General features: G+C 45.0%; 12 protein-coding genes. 8 read left to right on the top strand and 4 right to left on the bottom strand.

The window, feature by feature from the left end; all coding sequences use genetic code 11:
- Window positions 1-53 precede the first annotated feature (53 nt).
- The 5 genes from AB4135_RS18385 to AB4135_RS18365 all read left to right on the top strand — a co-directional run bounded on the left by AB4135_RS18385 (window position 54) and on the right by AB4135_RS18365 (window position 2,900).
- Complete coding sequence (locus AB4135_RS18385; protein ID WP_371994907.1) at window positions 54-434, top strand: hypothetical protein; 381 nt, start codon at window positions 54-56, stop codon at window positions 432-434.
- Between the two features lie 93 nt (window positions 435-527).
- Window positions 528-1,103 carry a cytochrome c gene (locus AB4135_RS18380; protein WP_371994906.1) on the top strand — a complete coding sequence of 192 codons (576 nt, stop codon included), beginning with the start codon at window positions 528-530 and terminating at the stop codon, window positions 1,101-1,103.
- Between the two features lie 10 nt (window positions 1,104-1,113).
- On the top strand, window positions 1,114-2,184 hold the full coding sequence (locus AB4135_RS18375; protein WP_371994905.1) for a c-type cytochrome: 1,071 nt from the start codon (window positions 1,114-1,116) through the stop codon (window positions 2,182-2,184).
- A gap of 66 nt (window positions 2,185-2,250) precedes the next feature.
- Window positions 2,251-2,646: a GFA family protein gene (locus tag AB4135_RS18370; protein WP_371994904.1), complete on the top strand. Its 396-nt coding sequence runs from the start codon at window positions 2,251-2,253 to the stop codon at window positions 2,644-2,646.
- A gap of 17 nt (window positions 2,647-2,663) precedes the next feature.
- Window positions 2,664-2,900 (top strand): cysteine-rich CWC family protein, encoded by a 237-nt coding sequence (locus AB4135_RS18365; RefSeq protein ID WP_371994903.1) that lies wholly within the window; start codon window positions 2,664-2,666, stop codon window positions 2,898-2,900.
- A gap of 107 nt (window positions 2,901-3,007) precedes the next feature.
- On the opposite strand, the gene AB4135_RS18360 is transcribed toward AB4135_RS18365, so the two are convergent.
- From AB4135_RS18360 to uvrA, 4 genes are all read right to left on the bottom strand, one after another.
- Complete coding sequence (locus AB4135_RS18360; RefSeq protein WP_371994902.1) at window positions 3,008-4,843, bottom strand: DEAD/DEAH box helicase; 1,836 nt, start codon at window positions 4,841-4,843, stop codon at window positions 3,008-3,010.
- A gap of 226 nt (window positions 4,844-5,069) precedes the next feature.
- Window positions 5,070-6,035, bottom strand: coding sequence for a M28 family peptidase (locus AB4135_RS18355; protein ID WP_371994901.1), 966 nt, complete (start codon window positions 6,033-6,035; stop codon window positions 5,070-5,072).
- Between the two features lie 80 nt (window positions 6,036-6,115).
- The gene (locus AB4135_RS18350) at window positions 6,116-6,421 is read right to left on the bottom strand and encodes a hypothetical protein (RefSeq protein WP_371994900.1); all 306 of its coding nucleotides are present in this window, start codon (window positions 6,419-6,421) and stop codon (window positions 6,116-6,118) included.
- Window positions 6,422-6,437: 16 nt separating this feature from the next.
- Entirely contained in the window at window positions 6,438-9,278 is a 2,841-nt protein-coding gene (gene uvrA / locus AB4135_RS18345; RefSeq protein ID WP_371994899.1) for an excinuclease ABC subunit UvrA, read from the bottom strand.
- Between the two features lie 265 nt (window positions 9,279-9,543).
- Between uvrA and AB4135_RS18340 the strand changes: the two genes are divergently transcribed.
- The 3 genes from AB4135_RS18340 to ssb all read left to right on the top strand — a co-directional run bounded on the left by AB4135_RS18340 (window position 9,544) and on the right by ssb (window position 12,492).
- Window positions 9,544-10,911 (top strand): MFS transporter, encoded by a 1,368-nt coding sequence (locus AB4135_RS18340; protein WP_371994898.1) that lies wholly within the window; start codon window positions 9,544-9,546, stop codon window positions 10,909-10,911.
- A 197-nt stretch (window positions 10,912-11,108) separates the two neighbouring features.
- A complete protein-coding gene (locus AB4135_RS18335; protein WP_371994897.1) occupies window positions 11,109-11,459 on the top strand; it encodes a hypothetical protein in 351 nt (116 codons plus the stop codon).
- Window positions 11,460-11,808: 349 nt separating this feature from the next.
- Window positions 11,809-12,492, top strand: a complete 684-nt coding sequence (ssb, locus tag AB4135_RS18330) for a single-stranded DNA-binding protein (protein WP_371994896.1) — start codon at window positions 11,809-11,811, stop codon at window positions 12,490-12,492.
- Window positions 12,493-12,780: the final 288 nt, after the last annotated feature.

Here is a 12,780-nt window from a genome sequence, read left to right as displayed (position 1 = left end):
CTATTAAGCTGCTAGATTATTTGGGTATTCTTCAACATAAGACAAGTTTGATTATGGAAAATCACATAAAATACCTTGCTATATTGCTTATGGTTCTGGGCATGACGGCTTGTCAGGGCGTCCAGTTTCGCACCAATTTAACTCCTTCCTATGTTGTTGATGCTTACGAGGCAAGTAAAGTCGTAGAATACTCTGTTGAAGAGGTTTATAACCATGACTCACAGATGATTGGTGATGTTAATGCCTCATATTGCCAAACTATAAACACTCCTCCGCCTGTATATTCCAAAGTTGTAGATAACCTTAAATTCCAAGTTCAGCAAATTGGAGGCAATGGCATAGTGGTTATGGAGTGCACGAAAGAAGATCCTTTTGCTGCTTGCATTGCTAGACTGGAGTGTCGAGCTTTAGCTTATGAAGTTAAATTTTCTTGAGTTTTAGTTGTCGTTAGTTAAGCAAATATTTTCAAAAACGCTATTGTTAACATATCTATAGATGGAGGTGTGATAATGAAACGTGGATTCATAATGTCGGCTTTACTCATGTTGAGTAGTGCATCTTATGCTGCTATGCCGCCTCAGGCTGCGCTGTGTGGCAGTTGTCATGGTCCTCAAGGGCAAGGTGTTGAACCTTTAGGTCCTCGACTAGCAGGACTCCCATCCGACTATATCGTTAAGCAGATTAAACTATTCCAGTCAGGTAAAAGGCAAAATTCAACAATGCAGCCGATGGCGATGACCTTGCAAGGGGATGCTATTGTCGCGGTTGCGGAGTATTTCTCTGCCTTTGATGTACCTGTGGTTACGCCACATTTAAGAGGTGAGCAAGCAGTCTATACAGATCCAACTGAGCAGTTAGTTTATCAGGGCGATTGGCAACGGGTCATTCCTGCGTGTGTCACCTGCCATGGGCCTTCAGGGCATGGTGTTGGTGAGTTTCCAAGGCTTGCAGGCCAACAAGCGTCTTATATTAAGAGCCAGTTACTTGCTTGGCAGAAAGATACCCGAAGTGGCGATCAGGATGGCGTGATGGGCACCATTGCAGACAAGCTCACCAGTGCAGAAATTGATGCATTAGCCAAATATTTTTCAGAATTGAAATAAGGAGTTAACCATGAAATTACATCATTTAAGTTGGCTCGTTATCAGTCTGTCTTTCAATTTTGGATTGAGTGCTGTTATACAGGCAGAAGAGCTACCCGATAAACAAGCAGAGCTCGATGCTAAAGCTAAGCAGGAAGGACAATTATACCTAACACCTGCGCCATTTAGTACCATTCCTGAGGGCGCATTTGGCGATAAAGTTCGCCTTGGTTACCAGCTATTTGTTAACTCTCAGCAGATGAGAGATGCCTACGTAGGTAATAATCTTAATTGTTCTAATTGCCATATGGATGCGGGGCGCCGTGCTAATGCTGCACCATTATGGGCGGCCTATTTTGCTTACCCGGCGTACCGGAAAAAGAACGATAAAGTAAATAGTTTTGAAGAGCGGTTGCAGGGGTGTTTTACTTATTCAATGAATGGCAAACCGCCAGCCTCGGCCAGTAAAGAACTTATCGCTTTGTCGGCTTACTCATACTGGTTAGGAATGAGTGGTTTGATGCAGCAAGCTGGAATTGATAGCGCGGTGCCGGAATTATCTGATGGCGAACTGCTAAAGGGTGGCAAGCGCGACGAAATTCCTTTACCAGAATCAATTAAAAATGCCATGACGCTTGAGCAGCGTGCCTCTTTGCCGGGTAAAGGTTATCCGAAAATTGCCAAGCCTGCTCAAGCCTATTCCCCAGAGCGTGGCAAGAAGGTGTATGTGGCGCATTGTCAGTCTTGTCATGGTAATGATGGTCAAGGTTATGAAACATCGGGTGTTTACTCTCTGCCGCCTCTGTGGGGCCCTCAGAGCTTCAATTGGGGCGCGGGTATGCATAGAGTTAATACCGCAGCCTATTTTATCTATGAAAATATGCCATTTGGTAAAAGTTACCAGCTAAGTAACCAAGATGCATGGGATGTTGCTGCCTTCATTAATGCTCAAGAGCGGCCACAAGATCCTAGGTTTGAGGGTGATATTAAAGCACTGAAAGAGAAGTACCATAAGCACCAAGGCTATTACGGTAGCAGCGTAAATGGGCATAAAGAGCTAGGCAGTAAAGCTTACCCTATCAACCCTAAACGCAGTGACTAAGCCGTTTAATGTACTGTACAAAATCAACAGGGTTCGCTAGCGCGAGCCCTTTTTGTTACATTAAATTTGGTTCTGATATTTGGAGTAAAGCTATTGAAGCAAACACATACCGCCAGTTGTCATTGTGGCGCAGTGAAGTTGTCTCTAAACCTCCCACAAGGGGTGACAGACTTAAGGCGCTGTGACTGCTCTATGTGTCGCCGTCGAGGCACCATAGTGACTTCTGCTGAACTTGATGGGCTCAAGGTTGTTAGTGGTAATGACAAGCTATCGCTGTATCAATTTAATACCTTCACCGCTAAGCATTATTTTTGTAGTGTCTGTGGTATTTACACCCATCATCAACGTCGATCTAATCCTAATCAATTTGGTGTGAACGTGGGATGCATTGATGGGGTTAATCCATATGAACTGACTAATATAGCCATGCCCGATGGCATTAATCATCCAGCGGATCGATAAAATAGCAGGTGAAATGAATGACTCTAGACGCTACTACCTGTCCACTATGCCAATCTAAAAATCGCTGCGCCGTGCAGCAAGGCGAGAGTATTGAGCAGTGCTGGTGCCTCTCGCAACCATTTCCCGCTAAGACTGTGCTAGATAGGGAAAAGCTAGCTAATAGCGTGTTAGAGACTAAATCTTGTTTATGTCAGGCGTGTATAAAAAAATTGAAGCTGCAAGAGGAGCGTCAGCTCTATAAACAAGTTGATTAGGCCTTCAGATAAAGTCCTAAGCCATGATATTGAGCTACAAAAAAAGGAACCATAAGGTTCCTTTTCATTTTATAAAACGCGAAGTGTTAACAACCTCGCGCTAAATATTACTCAGCGTCTTTTGCTGGACCTTTACGGTGCGGCTTTCTGTCACCAGAAGGACGGCGGTCACCAGAAGGTTTACGAGGACGACGTGGAGGACGGCTATCGCCACCTGAAGTGTTCTCGAATTTCTCACCCGCAGCTTCACGAATGTTCAATGGGCGGCCACATACACGTACTTTCTTAAGGTGCGCAAGTACATCTTTTGGCATGCCGTCTGGCAAGTCGATTGCAGTGACTTGATCAAATAACTGGATTTGACCTATGTAACGGCTGTCGATGTTTGCTTCGTTTGCAACAGCACCAACGATGTTACCAACGCCAACACCATTATCACGACCTACGTCGATGATGTAACGGCACATTTTAACATCTGGATTATCCTTCAGTGAGTCTGCTGAACCAATGCTTGATGGCGTTGGACGAGATTCACGACGAGGACGATCACCACGATCACGAGGTGCTCGGTCGTTACGGTCACGAGAGTTGCGGTCATCACGGCTATCGCGCTGACGTTCGTTCATTGACGGTAACTGTAATGGACGATCTTTCTGAACTTGCTGTAGTAAAGCTGCTGCAAGTACATCGGTATCAACTTCTAGTTCTTGGCAAAGTTTTGCAACAGCGCCTTTCATGAAGTCTAAAGAATCTTTAGCGATGACTTCGCCAATTTGCTCACCTAAACGAGACAGACGACGCTCGGTCACTGTTTCTGGGCTAGGGACATCCATTGGAGAGATGCGGCTCTTAGTTGCACGTTCGATAGTGCGTAGCATACGCATTTCTCTGTGTGTAACGAAAAGAATCGCCATACCTGTACGACCAGCACGGCCAGTACGGCCAATACGGTGAACATAAGCTTCAGTATCATATGGGATATCGTAGTTAACTACGTGTCCGATACGCTCAACGTCAAGACCACGAGCCGCAACATCAGTCGCGATGATGATGTCTAGCTTGCCGCGCTTAAGTTGGTCAACAGCACGTTCACGTGCTTGCTGGTTCATATCACCATGCAGTGGTGATGAAGCGTAGCCACGAGCTTCTAGCTTTTCAGCTAGCTCAACACAACTATTACGAGTACGAACGAAGATAATAATACCTTCAGTCTTCTCGACTTCTAGGACGCGAACTAACGCTTCTAGTTTGTTGTGCTGTGATACTTGTACAAAGCGCTGTTCAATCGTTTCAACAGTGGTGGTTGTTGCTGCGATTTTAACGTGTACAGGCTCAGATAAATATTTGTTAGCAACACGCTTAATTTGCTCAGGCATAGTCGCTGAGAACAACGCAAGTTGACGTTGCTTAGGTGTGTGCTCAAGGATCCATTCGATATCATCGATGAAGCCCATTTTTAGCATCTCATCAGCTTCATCAAGTACCATTGCTTTTAGTGACTCTAGTTTAAGAGTGCCACGACGCATATGGTCCATAACTCGGCCTGGAGTACCCACAATGATTTGTGGTCCGCGACGCAAAGCATTCAGTTGTTGATGCATGCTCTGTCCACCATAAATAGGTAGAACGTGGAGACCTTTCATGAATTTTGCGTAGCTGCCAAATGCTTCAGCAACCTGAACGGCAAGTTCACGTGTTGGGGCAAGTACTAAAATTTGTGGAGAATTAGTATTTGGATCAATGCTGTTTAGTAGAGGCAGTGCAAATGCACCTGTTTTACCTGTACCTGTTTGCGCTTGACCTAAAATATCTTTTCCAGCCATGAGAGGATCGATACTCGCAGCTTGGATTGGAGTTGGTTTTTCGTAACCGAGCTCATCAAGAGCACGCAACAAAGGCTCGGCAAGACCGAGTTCGCGGAAAGTTTTTTCACTGGATGACATGGGTTGTAGCCTTGTGGAATAGCAGAGTGCAATAAAGCACTTATGTTTATAGACAGAAAATCAACCCCGTGTCGACTTCCCGCACCGAAAACGTATCAGTAAGCCGACTATTATAGCAGGGTGTAATTGGTATTACCATTTAATGATGCTATTTTTATCTATAATCAAAGCAATTACTAGGCCAGTTAGCGGCTTACAGTAAAATAAAATTCAATAAAAGTGATGTTTACAGGCTGTTTTTTAGCAGAAAACTGTCGATAACCAACAGTTGGTAAGCAGATTCCGCTGTAGCGGCGACAAAGTTAATATCTATTTTATCTGCAGTATCACTAGGTTGATGGTAATCCTTATGGGTTGGTACGCCAAAGTAAAGCCAAGGGATCCCTACTTTGTGTATTGCGTAGTGATCTGATGCACGTAAAAGGTCAACACTAATGACACTACCATCGAATGATCTTGGTTGACTGGTTCTGACGCATAATTGGTTGGATTTGGTCATTATTTGCTGCATTTCATCGAATGAGTCAAATCGCCTTGCACCCTCGATATAGATAGCATTGCGACGATCGGGTCGGCCAATCATGTCTAAATTGATAGCCAGTTCAATCTGGGGTATTTGTGGTTGGCTGCTGATGTTATTTAATTCATCTGTAAGTGCATAGCCGCCATAAAGCCCTGGCTCTTCCGCATCGGTAGCAACAAAAAGTAAGTTTATGGGGCTGCCTTTTTTAGCGGCGTGCTGCGCAAGTTGCAGCAAGCCCGCCACTCCTGAGGCATTATCGTCGGCGCCAAAGTATATGCGTGAGCCTTTGTGGCCAAGATGGTCATAATGAGCGAGAACAACTCGCCATTTACTGGTTGGTGTAGTGGCGAGTAATACACCAGCAATATTAATCCCCACCCTGTCATTAAACGATTTAGTAAAGCTAAATGGATGTTGGAAATCACCTTGCCAAGGCTCAAGCCCGACTTGTTGAAACCGTTGAATGAGATAATCTCTTGTTAACGCAGCACCTTCAGAGCCCGTCTTTCGGCCTGCTAATTCAGTCGAAGCTAGTTTATGTATATCGCGACTAATCTGTGCTTGGTCAGCCCATAAAGTCTTGGGCTGCTTTTGGCATTGGGAGGTTGAACTGCAGGCATTCAGGCTTAGAGTGGTAATAATAACTAAGAGAATCGTTAATTTTTGCATTTAACTGTCCCTTTATATATGCAAAAAGCCATTACAACAGCTACTCAACCTACAGGTAATGACTTTAAATAGCGATACTCTTACTCACTTTGTTGATTTTCAGCCGATTTTTCAATATTCGACAACTTTAACTTGTACTCGTGTGTACCTGAAAAAAGCCGTTGTTTTGCGCCCACCATTACTTGGGATTGCGGCGCTAAGTTGCCGACATCTACTCGGGCTACTGAGCCATTGGGTAGGGATATCGTGCTGCTTTGTTGGTCGCTACTAATGACTCTGGCTTCAGTTGAAGCACATTGACCAAATAATGGATCGACTACAACCATAGCAAGTAGGCCTAGCGTTACCACTAGGCCTGAGGTTAATAAAATATTACTGCTTGTCATTAAACTTGATGATCTCTTACTTCGCTAAAAGTGGCTTTAAAAAGCGTGCTGTGTGTGATTCTGTATTCTCAGCGACAACTTCAGGAGTACCAGCTACCAAAATAGTCCCTCCGCCTGAACCACCTTCTGGCCCCAGATCGATAATCCAATCCGCGGTTTTTATCACATCTAAATTATGCTCAATCACCACTATGGTGTTGCCATGAGATTTAAGACGATGCAATACATCCAATAACAGTTGAATATCTGCAAAGTGCAGACCTGTTGTCGGCTCATCCAAGATATATAAGGTTTTGCCGGTATCTCTTTTAGACAGCTCTTTAGCCAGCTTGACTCGTTGCGCCTCACCACCAGAAAGTGTTGTTGCACTTTGGCCTAAACGAATATAGGACAAACCTACATCCATAAGTGTTTGCAGTTTACGAGCAACAGCTGGAATGGCATCAAAGAAAGGTCTCGCTTCTTCAACGGTCATTTGTAGCACTTCGTGAATATTCTTACCCTTGAAGCGAACATCTAAGGTTTCACGGTTATAACGTTGACCTTTACAGCTATCACAAGGCACATATACATCTGGTAAAAAGTGCATTTCGACTTTAATCAGTCCATCACCCTGGCAGGCTTCACAGCGTCCACCTTTAACGTTAAATGAGAATCGACCAGGCTGATAACCACGAGTACGAGATTCTTGAGTGGCCGCAAACAGTTCGCGAATAGGGGTGAAAATCCCCGTGTAAGTCGCGGGGTTCGAGCGTGGTGTACGGCCAATGGGGCTTTGATCAATATCGACCACTTTATCGCAATGATCCATCCCGACAATACTCTTGTACGGTGAGGGTTCATCAACGGTAGCGCCATTGAGCTCGATATGGGCAATCTTATAGAAGGTGTCATTGATTAGCGTTGACTTACCTGAGCCGGATACACCAGTAATACAGGTAAACAGTCCTACAGGGATCTGCAGATCAACATCTTTGAGGTTGTTACCTGTGGCACCAAATAACTCGATGAGCTTGTTAGGATCATATTGGGTTCGCTCGGTTGAAATGTGGATCTGTTTTTCACCGGATAAATACTGGCCAGTGATAGACTCTTTACACTCAAGCAGGTCTTTAAGGGTACCTTCGCCGATAACTTGTCCACCATGGACACCGGCGCCAGGGCCAATATCGATGACATGATCCGCCATACGGATAGCATCTTCATCATGCTCAACCACGATAACGGTATTACCGAGATCTCTCAGGTGAATAAGCGTTTGCAGAAGGCGCTCATTATCGCGCTGATGCAGGCCAATAGAAGGTTCATCGAGTACGTACATTACCCCAACGAGTCCTGCACCAATCTGGCTAGCAAGACGAATACGCTGCGCTTCACCGCCAGATAAAGTGTCGGCAGAGCGAGATAAACTAAGATAATTAAGGCCAACATTAACCAAGAAGCCTAAACGATCGCGCACTTCTTTAAGGATCTTGTCAGCTATTTGTGCACGTTGGCCTGTCAGCTCAAGCTGTTCAAAGTAATCCATGGCTTCGCCAATAGACCACTGTGTTAACACCGGTAGGTTCAACTCTTCAATGAACACATTACGTGCTTCTTCGCGCAAGCGGGAACCACCACAGCTTTTACATGATTGGGTATTGATAAACTTAGTTAACTCTTCGCGAACCGCATTCGATTCAGTTTCGCGATAGCGCCTGTCCATGTTATTCAAAATCCCCTCGAAAGGATGATTTCGAACCACGACATCGCCGCGATCATTAATATACTTGAAGGCGATGCTTTGGGTACCTGACCCGTAAAGCACGATGTTTCTGACATCGTCGGTTAGCTGTTCGAATGGTTTTTCGATATCAAACTTATAATGTTCAGCTAATGAGCTGAGCATTTGGAAGTAATAAAAATTGCGTCTGTCCCAGCCTCGAATTGCGCCGCCAGCGAGTGACAGTTCAGTATTGGTGATCACTCTTTCAGGATCGAAATACTGCTGCACACCTAAACCGTCACAGGTTTGACATGCCCCTGCCGGATTGTTGAATGAAAAAATGCGCGGCTCAAGTTCCGCCATAGAGTAGCCACAAACGGGACAGGCAAAGTTTGCAGAGAACACATGTTCTTCTGCTTTCTGATGGCCTTCGACAGGATCCATACTGGTGACTTTGGCTATTCCGCCTGATAGCTCAAGGGCGGTTTCAAATGATTCTGCTAAACGCTGCTTAATGTCATCGCGGACTTTAAAGCGATCGACGACCACTTCAATAGTGTGCTTAACATGTAAGTCGAGTTCTGGTGGATCGGTTAAATCACACACTTCGCCGTCTATACGAGCACGAATATAGCCTTGCGCCGATAGGCTCTCTAGTAGCTTTACGTGTTCGCCTTTACGTGCATTAACCACAGGGGCAAGCAGCATTTGGCGACTGCCTTCTGGCATTTCGCATACTTTGTCTACCATTTGGCTGACGGTTTGTGCAGCTAATGGCTCGCCGTGAGTTGGGCAGCGTGGCTCGCCAACTCGGGCGAACAGCAGTCTCAAATAGTCATAGATTTCGGTGATAGTCCCCACGGTCGAACGTGGGTTATGCGAGGTTGACTTCTGCTCGATAGATATAGCAGGGCTCAAGCCTTCGATGTGATCAACATCGGGCTTTTCCATCAAGCTTAAAAACTGACGAGCATAGGCTGAGAGTGACTCAACATAACGTCGCTGACCTTCTGCATACAAGGTATCGAATGCTAAAGATGATTTTCCAGAACCTGATAGCCCGGTAATAACAATAAGCTTGTCGCGAGGTATGGTTAGGTTGATGTTTTTAAGATTGTGGGTACGAGCGCCACGTACTTCAATATTTTCCATCTAGCGTTCAGATCTCAAAGCCGAAAAAAGTGGTTAAGTATCTCACAAATTTGCCTTAGGCAATAGACAAAGTCAGCTATCAATTGTAGGAGAAATATAGCGTATTGACAGGAAAAGTTAGCAAAACCAAGCATGCATGCGGGTTTGCTGCTAATGGTTAAAAGGGGGGTTGACTATACATCTTTTACTTTTCCTTTTGGGCTATTGAAAAACTTCGTGATAAACTGCGCCCCTTATTTAGAGTTCACTGATCAGGGCGGGGGCAATGGCCAATAACGGACTTTCGAAGACTGAGAAAAAAGTAGCGTTTTCTTTAGCCAGTGTATTTGGGTTGCGCATGATGGGTCTGTTTATGATCATGCCTGTCTTCGCACTTTATGGGCAGCACCTAGAAGGCTTTTCACCGTTATGGGTGGGTATTGCTATTGGTGCTTATGGCTTAACACAAGCTATTTTACAAATCCCTATGGGGATTTTATCTGATAAATACGGCCGCAAGCCTATTATTTTAATAGGTTTACTGATCTTTGCCCTCGGTAGTTTAGTGGCTGCCAACGCAGACACTATTTACGGTGTGGTAGCTGGCCGAGCCCTGCAGGGTATGGGGGCAATCGCTGCCGCTGTGCTGGCATTAGCTGCTGATTTAACTCGCGATGAACAGCGCACCAAGGTGATGGCTATTATCGGTATGTGTATTGGTTTTTCCTTTGCCTTATCATTACTTGTCGGCCCTATTGTTGCCCAGCACTTAGGCCTATCTGGTCTGTTCTTTATGACGGCCGGTCTGGCTGTTTTAGGCATGTTAATCGTGCAGTTATTAGTGCCTAATCCGATTTCACAAGCGCCGAAAGGCGATACGGTAGCGGCACCTGAAAAACTGCGTCGGATGTTGGTTGATCCGCAGTTATTTAGACTCGATGCCGGTATCTTTATTCTGCACTTAGTGCTGACTGCGGTGTTTGTGGCACTGCCTTTGGATCTCGTCGATGCTGGACTTGCCAAAGAGGAACATTGGATGCTGTATTTCCCAGCATTTATGGGGGCCTTTTTCTTAATGGTGCCGCTGATTATTATTGGGGTTAAACGCAATAATACGAAGGGGATGTTCCAAGTCGCTTTGTTAATTATGATGGTAGCCCTAGGCTCTATGGCGTTGTTCGCTAACAACCTGATGGTATTGAGCATTGCTGTAGTATTGTTCTTTACTGGCTTTAATTACCTTGAGGCCTCTTTACCGAGCCTGATTGCTAAATTCTGTCCTGTCGGAGATAAAGGTTCAGCAATGGGCGTGTACTCAACGAGTCAGTTTTTAGGTGCCTTTTGCGGTGGTTTGCTGGGTGGCGGTGCATATCAACTTGTTGGTGCAGAGGGCGTTTTCGCCGTTGCATTGGGCTTGATGGCCATTTGGTTCTTACTGACATTTGGAATGAAGAACCCAGTACTATTGAAGAGTTATACACTGGAAGCTGACGTGTCAGATAAGCAGTCTGCCAAAGCGATGGCGACAGAGCTATCAGCACTAGCCGGCGTGTCTGAGGCCATCGTGGTACTAGAAGAAAAAGTCGCTTATTTAAAAGTAGATGATGAGTTTGATTTAAAAGCTGCACGAGCGGTATTAGGCTCTATCACCTAACAAAGACTCGAAGTCGCCACTCAATTGAGAGAGCAATATTGCGTTATTTAACAGTAATATTGCTCTTAACGTTAGCTTTCTAAGCAGGCGTAAGCCCCTTGCTAGAAAGTGTACCTGACAGAAAACCTGCTGGAATCGAATACTGCATTACAGGTATATTCATCCGTATCGATATCTAAGCGAATAACCTGCCGTAAATGCCATGCCTGACTCGATATCTGCTTCTACCTGAACTGCCACTGTTAAAAAAGAGAAAGTCTAAGCTGGCGAACTTTTTTTCGGTAGTTGTTCCTGCAGCAATGCTGAGTTTCATTCTTGTCAATGATGCTAATGCAGCCCCTGTTTGTGGCAGTACTGATTTTGAATGTAAAGCGGCTTATGCCGCTGAGGTTGAACGCGAACTCGATGAGCGTTTAGCGCTTTATAATAAGCAGCAAAAACTGCAGCTTGAGAAAGAGCAGGTGCAGCGCGAATATACAAAACAGGTTCATAATCTTTGCTTTGAAGATCCGTTAACGCCAAAAGATGAAAAGGACTGCAAGCGTTGATAATGTTATTGCTGCAGACGAAATTAAAGCCTGAGTGCTACCATTTGGGCTTTCTGCTATCTAGTAGACACCAATGAGTCAAAATTGATAACTACGTAGTATCAAAAATATAGTAGAGCACCTGCTGCTTTACTCTTTATCCCTTACTCATTAGCTAATCTCCTATTTTACACGCTAATCTCTTTAAAAATCGTCAGTTAGCGCTGACTGAGATCATTAACTACCAGCATAGCTCTAGCGATTAATCTGGCTTATTTAAAAGTTGCTAAGCTTTTCGATTTGAGAGTAGCCTAAGCTGTGTTACGCTCTGTCGATTAGTAAAAATTTTAAAATTTAGCAGGAGATTTCAATGGCCAGTCGTGGTGTCAATAAAGTAATTTTGGTGGGTAACTTAGGACAAGATCCTGAGGTTCGTTACATGCCGAACGGCAATGCCGTAGCCAACATTACCGTGGCGACAAGTGAGTCTTGGAAAGATCAAAGTGGTCAGAAACAAGAGCGCACTGAATGGCACCGCGTAGTGATGTTTGGCAAGCTTGCTGAAATCACTGGTGAGTACCTGCGTAAAGGCTCTCAAGTTTACCTTGAAGGCAAACTGCAAACCCGTAAGTGGAAAGATCAAAGTGGTCAAGATCGTTACAGCACTGAAGTGGTTGTCGATCAAGGCGGTCAAATGCAGATGTTAGGTGGCCGTGGTCAAGGTCAAGGTGCTCCAGCTCAAGGTGGTTATCAGCAACCACAGCAGCAAGCGCCACAGCAAGGTGGTTATGCACCAAAGCCGCAGCAGTCAGCGCCACAGCAAGGGGGCTATGCTCCTAAGCCTCAGGCTGCTCCTGCACAAGGTGGCTACCAGCAGCCACAGCAGTCGGCGCCACAACAGGGCGGTTATCAGCAACCACAACAAGCGGCTCCAGCTCAAGGTGGATATGCACCTAAGCCACAGGCTGCACCACAACAGCGTCCAGCTCCTCAGCCACAACAGAATGTGACGCCAGATCTGGATGATGGTTGGGATGATGATATCCCGTTCTAGATTCTTGTTATTACAGTAATGTAAAACAATAAAAGCCGCTATTAGCGGCTTTTTTTTGCGTTAATTATTCGCTTACCTTAGTTGTAGCATCAAACTCATAGTCATTGAGTTTTGGATTGTGGCTGATATCAATTGCAGTAATCGGTTACCGGTTGCCTAGAGCTTACGCAGTTTAGGTTTTTTGCTCACATCTAGCACACTGATTTTATTGTCTGTGATTCAGAGTTTACTGAGCTTGGGGCTCTGGCTAACGTCTAGTTGAGATAGCTGGTTATACCAATCAGTATA

The sequence above is a fragment of the Shewanella sp. 10N.286.54.B9 genome, from assembly GCF_041468565.1.
In the GTDB taxonomy this organism is placed as follows: Bacteria; Pseudomonadota; Gammaproteobacteria; order Enterobacterales; family Shewanellaceae; genus Shewanella.
The sequence above is the reverse complement of the archived record's forward strand: the minus strand, read 5'-3'. Positions and strand labels throughout refer to the sequence as shown.

Excerpts from the sequence above, each read along its gene's own strand:
- AB4135_RS18380 (WP_371994906.1), top strand. The coding sequence starts at position 528 with ATGTCGGCTTTACTCATGTTGAGTAGTGCATCTTATGCTGCTATGCCG.
- AB4135_RS18350 (WP_371994900.1), bottom strand. The coding sequence starts at position 6,421 with ATGACAAGCAGTAATATTTTATTAACCTCAGGCCTAGTGGTAACGCTA.
- AB4135_RS18375 (WP_371994905.1), top strand. The coding sequence starts at position 1,114 with ATGAAATTACATCATTTAAGTTGGCTCGTTATCAGTCTGTCTTTCAAT.
- AB4135_RS18360 (WP_371994902.1), bottom strand. The coding sequence starts at position 4,843 with ATGTCATCCAGTGAAAAAACTTTCCGCGAACTCGGTCTTGCCGAGCCT.
- AB4135_RS18385 (WP_371994907.1), top strand. The coding sequence starts at position 54 with ATGGAAAATCACATAAAATACCTTGCTATATTGCTTATGGTTCTGGGC.
- AB4135_RS18335 (WP_371994897.1), top strand. The coding sequence starts at position 11,109 with ATGCCATGCCTGACTCGATATCTGCTTCTACCTGAACTGCCACTGTTA.
- AB4135_RS18340 (WP_371994898.1), top strand. The coding sequence starts at position 9,544 with ATGGCCAATAACGGACTTTCGAAGACTGAGAAAAAAGTAGCGTTTTCT.
- uvrA (WP_371994899.1), bottom strand. The coding sequence starts at position 9,278 with ATGGAAAATATTGAAGTACGTGGCGCTCGTACCCACAATCTTAAAAAC.
- AB4135_RS18355 (WP_371994901.1), bottom strand. The coding sequence starts at position 6,035 with ATGCAAAAATTAACGATTCTCTTAGTTATTATTACCACTCTAAGCCTG.
- AB4135_RS18365 (WP_371994903.1), top strand. The coding sequence starts at position 2,664 with ATGACTCTAGACGCTACTACCTGTCCACTATGCCAATCTAAAAATCGC.
- ssb (WP_371994896.1), top strand. The coding sequence starts at position 11,809 with ATGGCCAGTCGTGGTGTCAATAAAGTAATTTTGGTGGGTAACTTAGGA.